The sequence below is a fragment of the Flavobacterium sharifuzzamanii genome (assembly GCF_003254585.1).
Taxonomy (GTDB): domain Bacteria; phylum Bacteroidota; class Bacteroidia; order Flavobacteriales; family Flavobacteriaceae; genus Flavobacterium; species Flavobacterium sharifuzzamanii.
The window spans coordinates 144,523-163,772 of sequence record NZ_QJGZ01000036.1 but is presented as its reverse complement, the minus strand read 5'-3'; the positions used below and the strand labels follow the sequence as shown (position 1 = coordinate 163,772).

General features: G+C 33.7%; 13 protein-coding genes. 3 read left to right on the top strand and 10 right to left on the bottom strand.

Features of this window, described 5'->3' with window-relative positions; genetic code table 11:
• Positions 1 to 271: 271 nt before the first annotated feature.
• Both DMA14_RS07340 and DMA14_RS07335 read left to right on the top strand, forming a co-directional pair.
• Positions 272 to 1,324 carry a PKD domain-containing protein gene (locus DMA14_RS07340; RefSeq protein ID WP_111424110.1) on the top strand — a complete coding sequence of 351 codons (1,053 nt, stop codon included), beginning with the start codon at positions 272 to 274 and terminating at the stop codon, positions 1,322 to 1,324.
• Between the two features lie 8 nt (positions 1,325 to 1,332).
• Positions 1,333 to 3,795, top strand: a complete 2,463-nt coding sequence (locus DMA14_RS07335; protein ID WP_111424109.1) for an AAA family ATPase — start codon at positions 1,333 to 1,335, stop codon at positions 3,793 to 3,795.
• Positions 3,796 to 3,845: 50 nt separating this feature from the next.
• Here the strand turns inward: DMA14_RS07335 and DMA14_RS07330 are convergent, their stop codons facing one another.
• From DMA14_RS07330 to ychF, 10 genes are all read right to left on the bottom strand, one after another.
• Positions 3,846 to 6,566 (bottom strand): DNA gyrase/topoisomerase IV subunit A, encoded by a 2,721-nt coding sequence (locus tag DMA14_RS07330; protein WP_111424108.1) that lies wholly within the window; start codon positions 6,564 to 6,566, stop codon positions 3,846 to 3,848.
• A 45-nt stretch (positions 6,567 to 6,611) separates the two neighbouring features.
• Positions 6,612 to 8,480 (bottom strand): DNA topoisomerase IV subunit B, encoded by a 1,869-nt coding sequence (locus tag DMA14_RS07325; protein WP_111424107.1) that lies wholly within the window; start codon positions 8,478 to 8,480, stop codon positions 6,612 to 6,614.
• Positions 8,481 to 8,642: 162 nt separating this feature from the next.
• Positions 8,643 to 9,818, bottom strand: coding sequence for a nicotinate phosphoribosyltransferase (gene pncB / locus DMA14_RS07320; RefSeq protein WP_111424106.1), 1,176 nt, complete (start codon positions 9,816 to 9,818; stop codon positions 8,643 to 8,645).
• A gap of 84 nt (positions 9,819 to 9,902) precedes the next feature.
• A complete protein-coding gene (locus DMA14_RS07315; RefSeq protein ID WP_111424105.1) occupies positions 9,903 to 10,874 on the bottom strand; it encodes a transglutaminase domain-containing protein in 972 nt (323 codons plus the stop codon).
• A 45-nt stretch (positions 10,875 to 10,919) separates the two neighbouring features.
• Positions 10,920 to 11,900 carry a transglutaminase domain-containing protein gene (locus DMA14_RS07310; protein WP_111424104.1) on the bottom strand — a complete coding sequence of 327 codons (981 nt, stop codon included), beginning with the start codon at positions 11,898 to 11,900 and terminating at the stop codon, positions 10,920 to 10,922.
• Positions 11,901 to 12,425 carry an NADPH-dependent FMN reductase gene (locus DMA14_RS07305; RefSeq protein WP_111424103.1) on the bottom strand — a complete coding sequence of 175 codons (525 nt, stop codon included), beginning with the start codon at positions 12,423 to 12,425 and terminating at the stop codon, positions 11,901 to 11,903.
• A gap of 31 nt (positions 12,426 to 12,456) precedes the next feature.
• Positions 12,457 to 13,371, bottom strand: a complete 915-nt coding sequence (locus DMA14_RS07300) for a YihY/virulence factor BrkB family protein (RefSeq protein ID WP_111424102.1) — start codon at positions 13,369 to 13,371, stop codon at positions 12,457 to 12,459.
• Between the two features lie 74 nt (positions 13,372 to 13,445).
• The gene (locus DMA14_RS07295; RefSeq protein WP_111424101.1) at positions 13,446 to 14,138 is read right to left on the bottom strand and encodes a hypothetical protein; all 693 of its coding nucleotides are present in this window, start codon (positions 14,136 to 14,138) and stop codon (positions 13,446 to 13,448) included.
• 8 nt (positions 14,139 to 14,146) lie between these two features.
• Entirely contained in the window at positions 14,147 to 14,824 is a 678-nt protein-coding gene (locus tag DMA14_RS07290; RefSeq protein WP_111424100.1) for a TIGR02117 family protein, read from the bottom strand.
• A 366-nt stretch (positions 14,825 to 15,190) separates the two neighbouring features.
• Positions 15,191 to 16,285: a redox-regulated ATPase YchF gene (gene ychF, locus DMA14_RS07285; RefSeq protein ID WP_111424099.1), complete on the bottom strand. Its 1,095-nt coding sequence runs from the start codon at positions 16,283 to 16,285 to the stop codon at positions 15,191 to 15,193.
• Between the two features lie 294 nt (positions 16,286 to 16,579).
• Here ychF and DMA14_RS07280 point away from each other — a divergent pair, with 294 nt between their 5' ends.
• On the top strand, positions 16,580 to 19,213 hold the full coding sequence (locus DMA14_RS07280; protein ID WP_111424313.1) for a TonB-dependent receptor: 2,634 nt from the start codon (positions 16,580 to 16,582) through the stop codon (positions 19,211 to 19,213).
• Positions 19,214 to 19,250: the final 37 nt, after the last annotated feature.

Sequence of the window (19,250 nt, the reverse complement as noted above, 5' to 3'; positions counted from 1 at the left end):
ATTCTTAAATTTTAAGCAACATAAAAAACAAATTTTTCAACTTATTTTTATTTTTCAAACCTGAGAAAATTCTTCTTTTTGAACGTAACTCCTTTATAATGAATTTATTTACATTTTTAGACGTGGTGGTTACAAACCTAGCAAAATATTTTGTAAGAATACAAATAAAATTTGTAAAATTTATAGTATAAAAAATAAGTTTTTTAAAATAAATAAAACTACATTTGCTTCCAATTTTTGTTAAAATTATCTTACATAGTAAAATATTAAAATGAATCAAAAAAATATTGATATTAGGGTAGTATTTTTTTTTGCACTTCTCTTATTAGCTGGAATTATTGCATTTATCATACAATTTTTTAATCATGTCGATTGTGAAGATGCCAAGTTTTACATTTTCACAGATCATTCACAATCAGAAGAATCGATAGAATTTTATGACAAAACTCCCAATGCAAAATCGTGGATTTGGGACTTTGGAGACGGGTCAGAAAAAGATGTCAGAAAACATACTTTTCACATCTATAAAAATCCGGGAAAATACTATGTTACTTTAACAATAAATGGCAATTGTACCCATACAAAAGAAATCACTATAAAAGACAAATTTGCTGCTGATAAAATAGGCACGCCAAAAATTATTACACCCAAAACCATTACAGTGGGACAACCCGCGTACTTTAAATCAATTTCTGATGATGCGCGAACTTGGGAATGGGCGTTTGGCGAAAATAAAGGCATTGATGAAACCTCATCCAATCCTGTTTACACCTTTATAACACCAGGTGAAAAAACAATTACTTTAGTTATAAACGGAGATTTTAGCCGTGTGGCAAAAAAGATTATTTACGTACATCCAAGAGTCATTAAAAAGACTAATCCGCTGGACGTAAGTTCATACGAATTTGAGAAAAAAGCAGAGGCTTTTGCATTGCCCCGAGGCTCTGTAAAAAAAGATCCGCTTGAAGAAATGCTGCAATATGTTCCAGTTGCGCCAAAAACCAAAACAGTAAAAGACACTACCGCTGTAACAAAAAAAGCGCCCAAAATGTCTGAAGATCAGTTTGAAATTTTGTTCAAAAAAGTAGCAGAAGGCAGTAAAACAAAAGATGATTTTGCAGAATTTCTGTGTGATGACTTAGATGTTCCTGTGGTAAAAAATGATAACGATCTATTGACTTTTTCTCAATTATGTGCTTCTGTAAAAGGAAAAAAAATAAAGATTGAATCAATACGTTTAAACAAAGACAAACAAACTAACTGCATTAAAGGATTAAATATCAGCTATAAAGTAAAAAAATACCTGATATGGTCTAAAGATTAAATTTTGATATGGAAGAAGAAAAAAACGTTTTCAGTGCAGAATTATTAAGCGCATTAGAGATTGCTAAGAAAATTGCTAAAACCAATTCAAATAAATATTATTCAGCTTCCCATTTATTAAAAGCCATTTTAAACAGAGATTTATCACTTTTGAAACGGCTCGAAACTATGGGCAAAGATGTTTATTATCTTGATGAATGGGCAGAAGTTCGAATCGAAGAAGAGCCAAAAACCACTCATGTTCTTGATACTGAGCCAAGCGATTTGATCGACGATATCATAAAAGAGGCAGAATCAGTGCGAATTGCTTTGAATGAAGATGAAATTAGCCTCTATGCCATTATAACAGCATTAAGCTCTCCTGGCGTGGGGTTCAATTTTGATCAAATGAAATCCTACCCTATTTCAAGGAATGAATTGCTAGAAGATCAGATTGTTATCCCACAAGCTGAAAATGGTGTAAAACAAGAAGTAAAAAAAGGTTTTTTGAGCAAATATTGTGTCCATAAAAACCTTGAGAAAATTAAAAAAAGAGTATCTGCGATTGGGCGTGAATCTGAATTGAATGCCATAAAAGAAATACTCTGCCGGTTTTCTAAACCTAATGTTTTGCTTATTGGCGATCGTGGCATTGGGAAATCAATTTTAATTGATACTCTTATTCAAGATGTAATAGCCAACCAAGTTCCAGATGTTTTAAACAAAGTGCAGCTTTTTGAACTTGATCTGTCATCACTTATTGCTGGCGCTTCATACAAAGGAGAAATAGAAGATCGTTTAAAAAACTGTATTCAGGAGCTTAAACAATATCCGAAAGCTATTTTAATTATCGAAGAAATTCATATTTTACTTGATAAAAATGGAGGAGATTCAGGCGTTTCAAATGTTCTTAAAGGCGAGCTAGCAAAAGGGTTAAATATTATTGCCACTTCTACAATTGACGAATATTCCAAAAGAATTGAAAAAGAGCAAGGACTTGCTGGAATGTTTGAAATTGTAAAACTGGAAGAAGCTAACGACGAAACTCTGTTTCGAATGATTCGCGAGTCGATCAAAACTTATCAAGAGCATCATAAAATACAAATAGATGATGAAACGATTTCAGAATCTATTCGATTATCAAAAAGATACTTAAAGGAAAAAAGCCTTCCTGAGTCTGCCATTAATTTGATTGACCACACAATGTCGGTTTTAAAAACTTCTGGAGAAACTTTTCTTAACGAAAAACAATCTATTGCCAATAGATTAAATCTTCTAAAAGAAAACAAAGACAATTTATCTGAAAATCAATTAATAAAAGAATACAATTGGTTCTTGGTTGATTTAATGAACAAAACAGCATTTTTAATGGATCCCAATGAGCAAAATGAAATAAGAAATTTTGAATCATCAGAATCGATCCTGAATTATATTGAAAACCTCATTAATACGCTTGAAGAAAAAGCACTTGACAAACGTTCTCATATCGAGGCTTTTGATTTGTCTTTGATAATCGCTAAAAAAACGGGAATTCCTGCAGGAAAACTTAAAGAAGAAGAGAAACAGAAACTTAATAACATTGAGGAAGTTTTAGGCAGAAGAGTAATTGGTCAGGATCATTGTATTGAGACAGTTGCTGGCTCTATTTTAGAATCACGATCAGGTTTAAGCAAAGCAGGACAGCCAATTGCTTCATTCTTTTTTTTAGGCCCCACAGGAACAGGAAAAACAGAATTGGCAAAAAGTTTGGCTGAATTTCTTTTTCAAGATGAAAATGCTATTATCCGTTTTGATATGTCTGAGTTTAAAGAAGAGCATTCTGCTGCATTGTTATATGGTGCGCCTCCAGGATATGTTGGTTACGAAGAAGGTGGATTATTAGTCAACAAGATTAGACAAAAACCGTATTCTATTGTTTTATTTGACGAAATTGAAAAGGCGCATCCTTCCGTTTTTGATGTATTTCTTCAGATCATGGACGAAGGAAAATTGCATGATCGTTTAGGCAAAGAAGGTGATTTTTCTAATGCCATAATTCTCTTTACATCAAATATTGGTGCAGATCATATCGTTAATACATTTAATAATGGTGAAATTCCAGCATCTAGTTCGTTAATGGAAATCATGGCTAATTATTTCAGACCTGAATTTTTAGGGCGATTAACAGAAATTGTACCTTTTGCTCCAATCAATAAAGAAAATGCTTTAAAAATATTTGAAATCCATCTTAAAAAGGAATTCATTGATTTATTAAAGAACAATAAAATTACAGTAGAAATTCCTTTAGAAACTAAACTGTATTTAGCTGAAAATGGTTACAATGCCAAATATGGCGCAAGACCTATCAAAAACATTATTCGAACGCATTTAAGAAGACCTCTGGCGAAAAAGATAATTTCTGGAGAAGTTAAAGAGAATGACAACATTTCGGTAATTATTGAAAACAACGAAGTAAAATGGATTATAGCAGAATCTGTTTCGGTTGAAAATTAATTTAACTCTAAAAAAAAACGCTAAGAATTAAATCTTAGCGTTTCCTTTTTTTATTCTAAAACCAAACCAATCTGGCCATCATCATCTAATTCTGTCTCTACAGCATCATCTTCTGGAATTTCCGGTTTTTCAGGAACTTCTTCAACTGGCTCATCATAAGGAAGCGGTTCTAATAGATTTACTTGTCTTAATTTATCAGTTGTCAATTGATTCCCCAGAGCTTTGAAACCTTTTACAGCTATAAAGTCTTCTACATCTATATGTAAATCATCTTTTTGAACTCCTTTTACTTTTGCAAAAACCAATTGCGCTACAGGACGATAATCTGTCGAAACGATTTCCAATTGCGAATTCGGATGGTCTGTAATGAAACTTTCTTCTTTTCCTTCATTTTCAACCAGAAAACGTTTCAAGAAGTAACGCTCTTTTTCTCCATCATAATAAATTGCAGAAATTGGTTTTTTAGGTTTCCATTTCTCCAACACGATCATATCTTCGTCAAAATGCGTAGATAATTCTGGAATGAGCACTTTTAATTTACCAGACTGATTAATTACTAAGATTTTATCTGTTGGTTTAAACTCTCCTAATAACTCTCCTCTTGCATCAACATTTAAACGTTTTACAGTATCGTCAAACCATACCTTTCTTGGCAATAAAGTTGAAATTCCTTTTTCTTTTAATTCGATTTTTTTGATTGGGTATTTGGTCACTAAATTTCCTTTAGAACCACGGCCCTTAATTGCGAGTTTAGCAAAATCAATATCGAATTTCAGTTTTTTAATTGTTCCAACCTGACGCAATAAAATAGTTACAACCTCAGCTTCTCCATTTGGATTATGCGAGAAATAAACTACTTGCGAACCATTTGTCCCATTTGTCAAATCGTAAGCTTTATCACGCGTAACACCGGTAACATTGAAACGTTTGATATAAGACGGCCCTGATTTACCATCACGGTACATCATATTATAAATGGTGCGTTTATCATTTTTATCAAAAACGGCAGCATGTATAATGTCTTTTCCGATAAAAGTTTTGGCATCGACTTTTGTAATCATTAAGGTTCCGTCTCGTAAAAACACGATAACATCATCAATATCAGAACAATCACCAACGTATTCGTCTTTCTTTAAACTTGTTCCAACAAAACCTTCTTCACGGTTTACGTAAAGTTTTGTGTTTCTTAAAACTACTTTTGTTGCCTCAACGTTATCAAAAACACGAAGTTCTGTCTGACGTTCGCGTCCTTTTCCGTATTTCTCTTTTAATTTGGTAAAGTAAGCAATTGCAAAATCTGTAAGATGCTCCAAATTGTATTCTACCTCTTTCATTTCTTCTTCTAACCTTGAAATCAATTCATCGGCTTTATCAGAGTCGAAACGTGTAATACGAATCATTGGGATTTGAGTCAAACGCTGTAAATCATCGTCATTGATTTCTCTAACGAATGATTTCTTGAAAGGCTCAAAACGATCGTATAAATATTTGTAAAGTGATTCTCTGTCTCCGTATAATTTGAAGTCAATATACATTTCTTCACGAATGAAGATTTTTTCTAAAGTAGAGAAATGCCACTTATTCTTTAATTCTTCAAGCTGAATTTCAAGCTCTTGCTTTAGTAAATCAACTGTTCTTTCAGTTGAAATTTTCAACATTTGTGAAACTCCGATAAACAACGGCTTATTATCTTCAATAACACAACCTAGAGGCGCAACAGAAGTTTCGCAAGCTGTAAAGGCAAACAATGCATCAATTGTTTTATCTGGCGAAACACCTGGGAAAAGATGAATCAAAATCTCAACATCGGCTGCAGTATTGTCTTCAATTTTCTTGATTTTGATTTTACCTTTTTCATTGGCTTTCAAAATACTATCAATTAAACTCGATGTATTGGTCGAAAACGGAATCTGCGTAATCACCAATGTATTTTTGTCTAACTGCGAAATTTTAGCACGCACACGTACACGTCCGCCACGCATTCCGTCGTTATAGTTCGAAACGTCGGCAATACCCTGCGTCATAAAATCAGGATAAAGCGTAAACGGCTTTCCTTTTAAGATTTTAATCGAAGCATCAATTAATTCGTTGAAGTTATGAGGAAGCACTTTTGTAGAAAGTCCAACCGCAATACCTTCAGCTCCTTGTGCTAAAAGCAATGGAAATTTTACTGGAAGGTTAATTGGCTCAGCCTTTCTACCGTCATACGATAGTCCCCATTCTGTAATTTTTGGAGAATATAAAACCTCTAAAGCAAATTTAGATAAACGTGCCTCAATATAACGGGGTGCTGCTGCACCATCACCAGTTAAAATATTTCCCCAGTTTCCTTGGCAGTCAATCAATAAATCTTTTTGACCAATTTGCACCATTGCGTCACCAATACTTGCATCTCCGTGTGGGTGATACTGCATGGTGTGACCAACAACATTGGCAACTTTATTATAACGACCATCATCCAGCTCTTTTAAAGAGTGCATAATACGACGCTGAACAGGCTTGAATCCGTCCTCGATAGCAGGAACTGCACGCTCCAGAATTACGTACGAAGCATAATCCAGGAACCAGTCTTTGTACATTCCGGTTACTTTGGTAATAACGTCTTCGCCTTCTTCTTCCTGATTTTCGTAAAAATGCTGTCCTTCAAAATGCTTCGCATCTACGTCGATAATCTCATCGTCATCTCCATCCTGATTGTCATCCATCAGGTTTTCATCTTGATTATTCTCGTCGTCGTTTGGAATTATGTTATCGTCTTCTTCGTCTTTCATATATTTTGTTCAGTATAACTACTAAAAAATTCTTCTTCTTTAATTTTAAGCTTCCTCAAGCTCATCAATCTCAACCTTCAAGTTCTTGATAATAAACTCTTGTCTATCTGGCGTATTTTTACCCATATAGAAAGATAACAATTGTTCAATTGAAGTATGTTTATCCATCATAACAGGATCAAGGCGAATTGTATCTCCAATAAAGTTCTTGAACTCATCTGGCGAAATCTCTCCCAAACCTTTAAATCGGGTGATTTCTGGCTTTGGTTTCAGCTTTTCAATCGCGTCTTTTCTTTCTTCTTCAGAATAACAATAAATCGTTTCTTTTTTGTTTCGAACCCTGAAAAGTGGTGTTTGTAAAATGTACAAATGTCCTTCTTTAATTAACTCTGGAAAAAACTGTAAAAAGAAAGTAATCAACAATAAACGAATGTGCATTCCGTCGACATCGGCATCGGTTGCGATTACGATATTGTTGTAACGTAGCTTTTCTAATCCGTCTTCGATATCAAGCGCTGCTTGCAATAAGTTGAATTCTTCGTTTTCATACACAATCTTTTTAGACATTCCGTATGAATTCAGAGGTTTACCACGTAAACTGAAAACCGCTTGTGTATTTACGTCACGCGACTTTGTAATCGATCCAGAAGCCGAATCTCCCTCGGTAATAAAAAGCGTGCTTTCTAAGTTTCTAGGGTTTTTAGTATCTGGAAGATGCGCACGGCAATCTCTTAATTTTTTATTGTGAAGATTGGCTTTTTTAGCACGATCTGTCGCCAGTTTTCTAATTCCTGACAATTCTTTTCTTTCGCGTTCTGCTTGAAGAATTTTACGCAATAAAGCTTCCGCTGTCGGCGGGTTTTTATGCAGATAATTATCTAGTTTCGTTTTGATAAAATCGTTAACGAAAGTACGAACAGAAACTGCTGGTGTTCCGTCGTCAGAACCCATATCGGTAGAACCCAATTTTGTTTTGGTCTGAGACTCAAAAACCGGCTCCATCACTTTAATACTAATCGCACTCACAATCGATTTTCGAACATCAGATGCATCGAAATTCTTATTGTAAAACTCACGAATTGTTTTTACAACCGCTTCACGGTAAGCCGCTAAGTGCGTTCCTCCCTGTGTCGTATTCTGACCGTTTACGAAAGAGTGATATTCTTCGCTATACTGCGTTTTACTGTGTGTCAGCGCAACCTCAATATCGTGATCTTTCAAATGAATAATTGGGTATTCTAAATCCTCTTCATTAATAGTTTCCTCTAATAAATCACGAAGTCCATTTTCTGAATAGTATTTTTCTCCATTGAAAATAATCGTCAAACCATTGTTTAAGTAACAATAGTTTTTAACCATTTTGATAACGTATTCTAAACGGAATTTATAGTTTTTGAAAATCGTTTCGTCTGGCGTAAAAGTTACTTTTGTTCCTTTACGTTTTGTAGTATCGATTATATCTTCTTCTAAAACTAAATTTCCTGCAGAGAACTCTGCTCCTTTTTGTTTATCATCTCGAACCGATTCTACACGAAAAAAAGTAGAAAGCGCATTAACCGCTTTTGTTCCGACACCATTTAAACCAACTGATTTCTGGAAAGCTTTAGAATCGTATTTTCCTCCCGTGTTCATCTTCGACACTACATCGACCACCTTCCCTAACGGAATACCACGCCCGTAATCACGAACGGTAACCGTTTTTTCTTTGATACTTACCTCAATAGTTTTTCCTGAGCCCATTACGAACTCATCGATACAGTTATCTAAAACCTCTTTTAGAAGAATGTAAATACCATCATCTGGAGAAGAACCGTCTCCAAGCTTTCCGATATACATTCCAGGACGCATACGGATATGTTCTTTCCAATCAAGCGAACGAATATTATCTTCGGTATATTGATTTTGCTCTAGCATATATGATTTTAGGATTTTTTGCTAATGTACCATTTCTTAACAAAAAATGAAAGCGTATTTTCTTTTTGTTATGAATAATAACAGTTTAAAATCTATTTAAGCTGATTTTAAAATAAAACGAGTATCGAAGTTATAAAAAAATGCATTTTCGGCAAAAAAACACTATTTTATTCCAAGAACTTCTTTTGCCAAAGCAATCATTTCGGGCGTTCCCGTATTTTTGTTCTTTTCATCAGACAGTTTCACAACACCTTGCCAATGCAAATTATCGGGCTTTGTATCTGTTAGTTTAATTACCATATTCATTGCAGGAAGACCTACATCGTTGGTAAAGTTTGTTCCAATTCCAAATGACATTTTTATTTTGTCCTGACAGAAATCGACAATCTTTTTTACTTTATCATAATTGAGCGAATCTGAAAAAACAATGGCTTTTGATTTTGGATCAATTCCCATTTTGATGTAATGTGAAATCACTTTTTGAGCAAACTCAATTGGATCACCGCTATCATGTCTAACACCATCAAAAAGTTTTGAATATTTTTTATCAAACTGATTGAAAAATATTTCTGTAGTATATGTATCAGTTAAAGCGATTCCGAGATCTCCGCTATAAACTTGTGTCCAATGTTCCAGACTAATAGAATTTGCCATTTTAAAGCCATATTGCGCCGCATGAAACATAAACCATTCATGAGCGTGCGTACCTAAAGGTCTTCTGTTATTCATCATCGCAAAATGCACATTGCTTGTACCAATAAAGCTCTGTCCGCCATAAGTACGCAAAGTTTCATTTACAAGATTCTGCACATCATAAGAGTGGCGACGTCTTGTACCAAACTCTAAAATAGAAACACCAAGTTTATTGTAATTCTCTATTTTTTCTTTCGTAAGATTTTTTACAGCCTCATCGTTTAAACGAATTAAATGATTTGCTTTGTAAAAAAGTTCCGAAATTAAAGCCATTAAAGGCACTTCCCATAAAATGGTTCTATACCAAAAACCTTCAACTGTTACTGTTATTTCCGAACCTTCTTGACTAATCTGAACTTCAGACGGATCAAAACTATATCCTTGTAGAAAATCTAAATAAGTGGGATCGAGATAAGGACAATAATGAGCGAGATAATTCTTTTCTTCCTTTGTTAAACGTAAATCTGCCATTGCATCAACAGAATTTCGAAGTAAATCTGCAAAACCTTCAGGAAAAATATGTTTCCCGCGGTTTATAAATCCATAACGAACTTTTGCTTTTGGAAAAAGTTTAATTACAGCATGCTGCATTGTAAATTTGTAGAAATCATTATCTAAGATTGATTTCAGAAAAGTCGCTTCCATAGTGTTCAAATTCGGATCATTCTTGCTAAGATACGGCAATTTCGCCAAAACGAAAAAATTCAATCGAATAAAGCTTTATAAGCTTTACTTCGGAATTACCTTAAAAGCGGCAAAAGATTTTCCAAAAAGATAAAATTCAATAAAACGTCCCAGTTTTTTCTCATAAGTAAGTTGAAACTCCATTACCCCATCTTCTACTTTTGAATTTTTCACCTTTATTTTTTCATCTTTCTTACCTAGATAGTATAAGTCGTCTATTCTAGTAAGATTTTTAATTTTAAAAGTAATTTCGTCACCATCATTTGCATTAACTACTCCAGAAAAAGGCATTAAAACTTCGCAGTTTTCTTCTATAAAATCATTGTATATAAGAGGACCATTCAAAAACTCTGCTTTATTTCCAGTATTCCCTTTATACATTGCACTCTCTGCATAATGTTTAGCATTAAAATACTTTGGATCCATGTCAAAATAGATTGGAGTAAATTTTTTGACTACTATTTTTCGACGAGAATCATAACTTCCCTGTCCCCATGTAACATCAACTAAAATCCACTTTCCATCAACCTGAACCGAATTCCAAGCATGTTTTAAAATATAATTCCTTCTCCCTATATCTGTCAACTCAACTTTAGCATCACCATGTATTACCTGACATTTTAATCCCGTCAACAAGGCTAAATGTTGATATAACTGAGAAAATCCCTCGCAAACTGCCTTTCTTGATCGAAACGCTTTTTGTGTCGTTTTTGCATTTTGCAACTGTAATTGCTTTGCCCAATCAGAATCACTTTTTGAAATTTCTTTTGGTTTAGGAGGATCCAAAAATGTCTCCAAATCATATTCTATATTTAATGCAATCCAGCTATAAATCGCTCTTGCTTTATCATGTTCTGTTGTAAAATCATTTTTAATTCTTTCTGCTAATTTTTCAGTACTTCCAAAATCAGGATATTTTAAAACAATACTATCAATAGCACTATACTGCTGTGAATAAGATGAACTTATAAAAATAAGATTTAAAAGGAATGCGAAAACAGTTTTCTTTATTAACATTATGCTTATTAGGATTTAGAAATGGAAAAAATGGAATAATCTTTTTTATTTAGAAACAACTTTAAACGAAACAACACTATTACCATCCACAAAAACAGTAATATAATCTCCGATATTGTTATCAATGCCTATTTGGAATTCTAATCCCCCTCGTTTTTCTTTTGGATTTTGAACTTTAACTGCTTTATTGTATTTATTCAAATAAAAAACCTGATTAGATTTTGATAGATTTTTGATTTCAACTGTAATCTTATCGCCATTTCTCGCCTCAATTATTCCAGAATCAGGTGATTTAATTTTATAATCTTTTTCGATTGTAGTATTGTAAATTAAAGGTCCATTCAAAAAATCTTCTTTACTTAATCTGTTTCCCAAATAAGAACCTGAATCTGGAAAATGCTTCGCAAAGAAATAATCTGGATCTGTGTCAAAATAAGCCGGATTAAAATCATTGACCATTCTGCCTTTACTGCTGTCATAATAGCCTTGTCCCCATGTCACATCTAGCAGACGCCATTTTTTATCGATCAAAACCATATTCCAAGCATGATTAGAAGAAGTGTTTTTTCGACCAATATCTCTCACTGAAATCTTAGAATCGCCACGAACGATTTCGCATTTAATTCCCATTAAAGATGCCAAATGCTGATACAAAGCCGTAAAACCTTCGCAAACCGCTTTTTTAGATTTAAAAGCTTTCTGTATCAGGTTATCATTCAGTTGTTTTATTTTTCGCTGTTTTTCAGCTTCAGAAGAATAGCTGAAACCTTGTGTTCTCGGTGGATTCAAATACGCATTATAATCGTATCTTATATTGAAAGCAATCCAGCTGTAAATAGCACGCGCACGATCATAATCCGAATCAAAATCTTTTTCGATTCTGTCGGCTAATTTTTCGGTGCTATCAAAGCTTTTTGGGTATTTTGCAACTATTTTATCGACTTCACTGATCTTTTGAGCAAAAGTGAAATTGATGAAAATACTATTTAATAAAAGGAAAATAAGGGCAATCTTTTTTTGTGGCATTTAAAAATTTGATTTAATAATATCTTTCAGTTCTTGATCTAATTCAGAATTAGAGATTTTATTTTCTTGCAAATCAAAATTCGAGCCAAATGCTGGTAATGAGAAACTTCCTTTAATTTCCGCACCATAACGAGGGAAAAGATTCTGCGCAATTCCTAAAACAGATGCGCCTCCTCTACCGCCTGGAGAAGTTGCTAATAATAACATTGGTTTATGTTGGAAAACGTCTTTTTCGATTCTAGAACTCCAATCGAAAACATTTTTGAAAGCAACAGAATAATTTCCGTTATTTTCTGCCATTGAAACCACCAGAATATCAGCTTCTTTAAGTTTATTCAAGAATGCTTGCGCCACTTCATGCTGACCAATTTCTTTTTCTAGATCTACGCTAAAAACCGGCATTGCAAAATCGTTCAAATCTAAAACTTCTACATCTACATTTTCAAACAAGCTTGATGCATAGGTCGCAAAACGTTTGTTGATTGATTGCTTACTATTGCTTCCTCCAAAGGCTACTATTTTCATAATTGTGGTATTTGTTGTTCTATATTTAGGTTTAGGATTCTATCTCAAAAATCTCTTTTTGTATTTCTACAGAATAATCATTTGGTGAAATACTTCCGCCGAAAGCTTTTGCATAGACTTTAGTAAATTCTGCTCCAAAATATAAAATAATGGCCGAATAATATACCCAAACCAAAATTATAATTACAGAACCTGCTGCACCATAAACACTTGCAACAGTTGAATTTCCCAAGTACAATCCAATTGCAAATTTACCTATCATAAATAAAATTGCTGTGCAAGAAGCTCCTATAAAAGCATCTTTCCATCTTATAATACCGTCTGGTAAAGTTCGGAATATAATAGCAAAAAGCAATGTAATACTGGCAAAAACAATCACCAAATTAACCACATAAAAAAAGTAAACTGTTGTGTCTGGAAAATAGAGCTTTAAACGTGCATTTAAAACGTCAAGTGTAGCATTGACTATTAAACTGACCAGCATTAAAAATCCAACTGAAACAATCATAGAAAAAGACATCAATCTGTTTTGAATAAATTTTTTCAATCCTTTATTTGGTTTTGCACGAAGTCCCCAAATATAATTGATTGAACTCTGAATTTCGGCAAAAACTCCAGATGCACCAATTAAAAGCATCACAACTCCAAAAACAGTTACAAAAACATTACTGTCTGATAATTGAACATTTTTGATTGCCTCCTGAATCTGTACAGCAGCATTATTCCCGACCAATCGATTTATCTGACCGTATAACTGACCTGTGACTGCCTCTTCCCCAAAAAAGAAGCCACAAATGGTAATTATAATAATCAACAAAGGAGGCAAAGCAAAAATGGTATAATAAGATAACGCTGCGCTTAATTTTATAGCATTGTCATCGTTGAATTCTAAAAATGTTGTTTTTAATAAATACCAAGTTTTTGAAAAGATATTATGATTTTTCATTTGCTTATTTTTTGATATTCACTCAAATTTAAGCATTAATGAAAATTTTTGACTTCTTGGATTTTAGCAAGATTTTACATTTTTACCATGTTTTGGCTTGATACTTTTTTATATACTTGATCATAACCTAACTCTTTAATTTTTAGAACATTTTTAAATTCTTTTCTTGTTGGTTTTATCAAATAAGAAAGTGAATCGAGCATTTTTGCTTTTATAGTAGTCACCGAATCTAATTTCCTTAAATCTTGTGGCAGATAAATATTTTTAATTCTAAGAATATCCTTTTCTAATGTAATCGTTTTTATTTTCCAAAAAATAGAATCTCTTGTACTTAAAACCAACTGCCCGTTAATGCGTTTTAATTTCTGATTATATGACAATCTGAATAATGTATCTGTATCTCTTTGAGACAATTCAATCGAGTCTCCTTTTTTAAGTATATCAAATTTTTCTTTTTTATCCTTAGTAATTAATCTTCCATCAATAAGATCATATTCCGATTTTAAAGAATCTAATTTTTGCCGATGAACTCTAAATTTAAAAAAGTAATCTTGAAAAATCCCATTATCATCAATTCTTAAAAAAGTAGAATCTGAACTCATATATGTACCGTTAAATTTAGAAGGAAAGCTACTTAACTCAGAATCATTAATTGGCTGAGGGCTTTCAAATAAAAATGCCAAACCTCCAAATTCTACAGGTGCGTCTGCTTTTTTACAGGAAATAACAAATGATAATATTGCTAAAATTAAAATCAGCTTTTTCATGTCGCAAATTATTTATAATGACAAAAAATCCCTTTATCATAAACTGTCCATAAACTTGCTTTTTGGTTGGCTGCTTTTAGAGCATTATTTGCCCAAGTATTACAAGTATAAAAAAGACTGTAACTTCCTTTAGCTTCATAGAAAGCATCTTTCTTTCCATAGCTATGACCTTCAATCCATTGTGGATGAATTGGATCGCTAAAACTATTAGAGATATAATTGACTAAGTTTTGATAGTTTTCTCTTGAAATCAAAATGCGTTTGCAGTCATCTCCTTCTCTTAATTGATTGAAAAACGTCGCATGCACAGCAGATGAACTGATTCCGAATGCTGCTTTGAAAGCTGTACTTGCTTTTAAATCTGACCATTCTGGTGTTTCAAGATAAAAACCTTTATCTCCCCAGCCAAAAGCAATATAATTCATTAAAGAATCCTTTGATTGGGTTTGATTAAACTGAATTTCGTTTCGCCAGTCTTTGATTTCATTTTTTATCGGAACCACAATATCGGTATGCACTCCGTTTGAAAGAATATAAATGGGAACGGCATCTCGCTCTTCTACTTTTGCAATATCTGAATTGACTGTAATTCTAGAAATAATCAAAACAGATGAAATGTAAAGAGCTAGAAAACTAAAGATTCCGAAAAGTGTCCAGCCTAAAATTTTGAATGATTTTTTTAGCATTTTGATTGGTTGATTTTAGATTAGTAATTGGTTAATTTTTCTGTAACCAATTTTTAAGCCAAAAATTTTCAGTTGCTAAAATGGGACGCGGATTTTACAGATTCGCTTTCGCGAAAGCGCGGATTTAAACGGATTTTTTATTCTCTTTTTTTTGTCTTTTTTTGTCATCCTGAGGAACGAAGGATCACACTCGAATTTCCGTAATCTAAGTCGCCAATCTTTGTAGAGTTTCGTTTGCGATCCTTCGTTCCTCAGGATGACAAACTTTGTGACTGTATATTTTAAAGCACAAAAAAACTGCTGAATCTCTCCAGCAGTTTTAATCTATTATCTTTCTTCTTTACTCTTTTATCTCAAGAAAAAAAATTAAACGTTAAAACGGAAATGCATTACATCACCATCTTTCACGATATATTCTTTTCCTTCCACTCTGAATTTTCCAGCTTCTTTTGCTTTTGCCTCAGAACCGTACTGAACGTAATCGTCGTATGATATTACCTCTGCACGGATAAATCCTTTTTCAAAGTCGGTATGGATAACTCCTGCTGCTTGTGGTGCAGTTGCTCCAATATTGATTGTCCAAGCGCGAACCTCTTTTACACCAGCTGTAAAGTAAGTTTGCTGTTTTAATAATTTGTAAGCGGCACGAATTAAAACTGATGCTCCTGGCTCTTCTAATCCCATATCTTCAAGAAAAACTTGACGCTCTTCGTAGCTTTCTAATTCTGTGATATCAGCCTCTGCTCCTACTGAAAGTACAATAACTTCAGCTTCTTCATCTTTTACTAATTCACGAACTTGATCCACATATTTATTTCCGTTTACAGCTGAACTTTCGTCAACGTTACAAACGTATAAAACTGGTTTTGCAGTAATTAATTGGAAACTTTCCATAAGAACTTCTTCGTCATTATTTTGAGGAACGATTGTTCTTGCAGACTTTGCTTGCAATAAGGCTTCTCTAATTCTGTTTAATAAAGCTTCTTCTGTTTGAGCCTCTTTATTTCCTGTTTTTGCAGCACGTTTTACTTTCTCTAAACGTTTTTCGATTGTTTCTAAATCTTTTAACTGCAATTCGATATCGATAGTTTCTTTATCACGAATTGGATTTACGTTTCCGTCAACGTGTACAATATTATCATTGTCAAAACAACGCAAAACGTGAATGATAGCATTACACTCTCTAATGTTTCCTAAAAACTGGTTTCCAAGACCTTCACCTTTACTTGCTCCCTTTACTAAACCTGCAATATCAACGATATCTACAGTTGCCATTTGAACGCGTTCTGGTTTTACCAATTCTTCCAATTTGTTGATTCTTGGATCTGGAACGTTTACAACACCAATATTTGGCTCGATTGTACAAAACGGAAAGTTTGCACTCTGCGCTTTTGCATTAGATAAACAATTAAATAATGTTGATTTTCCAACATTTGGTAATCCTACAATTCCTGCTTTCATCTGTTTGTTTCTATTTATTTTATGCGGGTCTTCAAATTTAAACCCTTCTCATTAAACCTTGTGATTTAATGCCTTATGATTTACATGTTTTATCATTTTCTGCCAAAATGCTATTTTTTGGCTTTAAAATTTTGCAAATATAAGATTTAATAGCTCTTGCACGAAGTAAAAATGGCCAATAATATAATTTTAGATATACGCAATGAAATTTTTAAACATTTTATTAAATTTTTGTTAAAAAACATTACTTTTATAAAACTAATCAACAAAAAACAAACCAATAAACCAACAACTATGAAAAAGATTGCATTATTACTATTTCTGCTGAATTCAGCATTTCTTTTTGCGCAAAAAGAGGTCTCGGGTCTTGTAAAAGATAAAACTGGAAATCCGCTTCCAGGTGTTAATATTGTCGAAAAAGGAACCTCTAATGGTGTTTCTACCGATTTTGAGGGAAGCTTCAGAATAAAAGTTAAAGAAGGCGCAACTTTGGTTTTCAGTTATGTAGGATTCACAACAGTTGAAAAAACAGCTTCTGGAGATAAAATAAATGTTACTTTAAGTGAGAATGATGGCCAGGTTTTAAATGACGTTGTTGTGGTGGGTTCTAGAAATGCTAAGAGAACCGTTGTAAATTCTGCAGTTCCTATTGATGTAATCAATGTAAAGGATGTTACGACACAAAGCGGTAAAATCGAAATTAATCAGCTATTGCAATATGTCGCTCCCTCATTTAATGCCAATAAACAATCAGGGTCTGATGGTGCCGACCACGTTGATCCTGCTTCTTTGAGAGGTATGGGGCCAGATCAGACTTTGGTTTTGATTAACGGAAAAAGAAGGCATCAATCTTCTCTAATCAATTTATTTGGAACTCGCGGACGTGGAAACACAGGAACAGATTTGAATGCGATTCCCGCCGCATCTATTAAAAGAATTGAAATTCTACGCGATGGTGCTTCTGCTCAATATGGTTCTGATGCCATTGCAGGAGTTATTAATATTGTAACAAATGACAACGTTGACGAGTTAACAGGTTCTATTACGTATGGTGTTTTTAACACACATGCCAAAGGTGAATTCTTGCCAGGAACTCCAAACACAAAAGGATTTAGATTGGATCAGAATGGAAATGGAAACTCTTATGGAAAAGATCAGGATTTTGATGGAGGTTCTGTTAGAGTTGCTGCAAACTATGGAACCGGAATTGGCTCTAAAGGTGGTTATGTAAATGTTACAGGAGAATTTTTAAGCAAAAACAAAACGCTAAGACCTGCTTATGATTTTAGAAAAGGTTTTGGAGACGCTGAAATGACAGGTGTTAACTTATTCGCCAATTTAGCAATTCCTATTTCTGAGAAAACCGAATTTTATGCTTTTGGAGGAAGCAACTTCAGAGATACAGATGCTTATGCTTTTACTCGAAATGATGGCGAAAGAGTTGTAGAATCTGTTTATCCAGGAGGATATACTCCAAGAATTACTTCTAAAATTAATGATAATTCTATCGCAGCAGGAATTAGAACCGAATCTTCTGGCGGATGGAAATTTGATTTGAGCAATACTTTTGGTAAGAACAAATTCCAATACGATATTAAAGGAACTATAAATGCTTCTCTTGAAGAAAAATCCCCTCATGAATTTGATGCTGGAGGACACAGTTTACTTCAAAACACCACAAATTTTGATATTTCTAAAAATTATGGAGATGTTTTAAAAGGTTTAAATATTGCTTTTGGAGCAGAATTTAGAGTGGAACAATTTGAAATTTTTGCCGGTGAAGAAGGTTCATACGCAACTTATGACACAAACGGAAAACCTATTACTGATCCAACAACACAAAGCGCACCAATTGATCCTGTAACTGGAGAACCAAGACCTGGAGGTTCACAAGGTTTCCCTGGATACAGCCCTGCAAACGAAGTGAATAAAGACAGAACCAATTTCTCTCTTTATACTGATGCCGAATTGGATGTTACTGAAGCTTGGATGTTAAGCGGAGCTTTGCGTTTTGAAAATTATAGTGATTTCGGAAGTACATTAAACGGAAAATTAGCGTCGAGACTTAAAATTACAGATCATATCAATGCTAGAGGATCGATAAGTACAGGTTTCCGTGCGCCATCTTTAGCTCAAATTTACTATAATTTGCGTTTTACCAACTTTAACGCAAGCGGAGCAACAGAAGTTTTATTGGCTCCAAACGATAGTCCTGTAACAAGAGCGTTCGGAATTCAGAAATTAAATGAAGAAAAAGCCGTAAATGCTTCTTTAGGTTTCACTGCATCTTTTGGCGATTTTACAGCTACAGTTGACGGCTACTATATTCAGGTAAAAGACCGTATCGTTTTAACAGGATATTTTGATGCCAGTTCTTTAAATCTTGGTGTTTCCGAAGCTCAATTTTTCGTAAATGGAGTTGACACAAGCACACATGGTTTGGATTTGGTTTTCTCTTGGAAGAAAAATTTTGATTTCGGTCAGTTTGGTGCAACTTTAGTCGGAAACATCAACGACATGAAAATTGACAAAGTTAAAAATGGCACTCTTGACGAAGCTATTTTCTTCGGAAAACGTGAAAAAGCATTTTTACTAGCTTCTGCTCCAGACAATAAATTTGGTTTAAACCTTACTTATGCTAAAAACAAATTTGATGCTGGTTTAGCTTTTACTCGTTTCAGCAAAGTAGTTTTGGTTGATTATGCTGATGAAGATGATGTTTACAATCCGAGATTGATTACCGATTTAACTGTTGGCTATCAGTTTACAAAAAGCTTAAAACTGACTTTAGGAAGCAACAACTTATTTAATGTATACCCAACTAAACAAGACGAACAAGGAAATACAGAAGCTGGAGGTTATTGGGATGCTGTACAAATGGGTTTCAGCGGAGCTTATTACTATGCAAGACTTGGATTTAATTTTTAATTATTAAAAGAGAGCTTTGACTCCGTTCAACCTGACA

What these genes read in the sequence shown, in the direction of transcription:
- DMA14_RS07340 (WP_111424110.1), top strand. Translation starts at nt 272, where the DNA reads ATGAATCAAAAAAATATTGATATTAGGGTAGTATTTTTTTTTGCACTT.
- DMA14_RS07335 (WP_111424109.1), top strand. Translation starts at nt 1,333, where the DNA reads ATGGAAGAAGAAAAAAACGTTTTCAGTGCAGAATTATTAAGCGCATTA.
- DMA14_RS07330 (WP_111424108.1), bottom strand. Translation starts at nt 6,566, where the DNA reads ATGAAAGACGAAGAAGACGATAACATAATTCCAAACGACGACGAGAAT.
- DMA14_RS07325 (WP_111424107.1), bottom strand. Translation starts at nt 8,480, where the DNA reads ATGCTAGAGCAAAATCAATATACCGAAGATAATATTCGTTCGCTTGAT.
- pncB (WP_111424106.1), bottom strand. Translation starts at nt 9,818, where the DNA reads ATGGAAGCGACTTTTCTGAAATCAATCTTAGATAATGATTTCTACAAA.
- DMA14_RS07315 (WP_111424105.1), bottom strand. Translation starts at nt 10,874, where the DNA reads ATGTTAATAAAGAAAACTGTTTTCGCATTCCTTTTAAATCTTATTTTT.
- DMA14_RS07310 (WP_111424104.1), bottom strand. Translation starts at nt 11,900, where the DNA reads ATGCCACAAAAAAAGATTGCCCTTATTTTCCTTTTATTAAATAGTATT.
- DMA14_RS07305 (WP_111424103.1), bottom strand. Translation starts at nt 12,425, where the DNA reads ATGAAAATAGTAGCCTTTGGAGGAAGCAATAGTAAGCAATCAATCAAC.
- DMA14_RS07300 (WP_111424102.1), bottom strand. Translation starts at nt 13,371, where the DNA reads ATGAAAAATCATAATATCTTTTCAAAAACTTGGTATTTATTAAAAACA.
- DMA14_RS07295 (WP_111424101.1), bottom strand. Translation starts at nt 14,138, where the DNA reads ATGAAAAAGCTGATTTTAATTTTAGCAATATTATCATTTGTTATTTCC.
- DMA14_RS07290 (WP_111424100.1), bottom strand. Translation starts at nt 14,824, where the DNA reads ATGCTAAAAAAATCATTCAAAATTTTAGGCTGGACACTTTTCGGAATC.
- ychF (WP_111424099.1), bottom strand. Translation starts at nt 16,285, where the DNA reads ATGAAAGCAGGAATTGTAGGATTACCAAATGTTGGAAAATCAACATTA.
- DMA14_RS07280 (WP_111424313.1), top strand. Translation starts at nt 16,580, where the DNA reads ATGAAAAAGATTGCATTATTACTATTTCTGCTGAATTCAGCATTTCTT.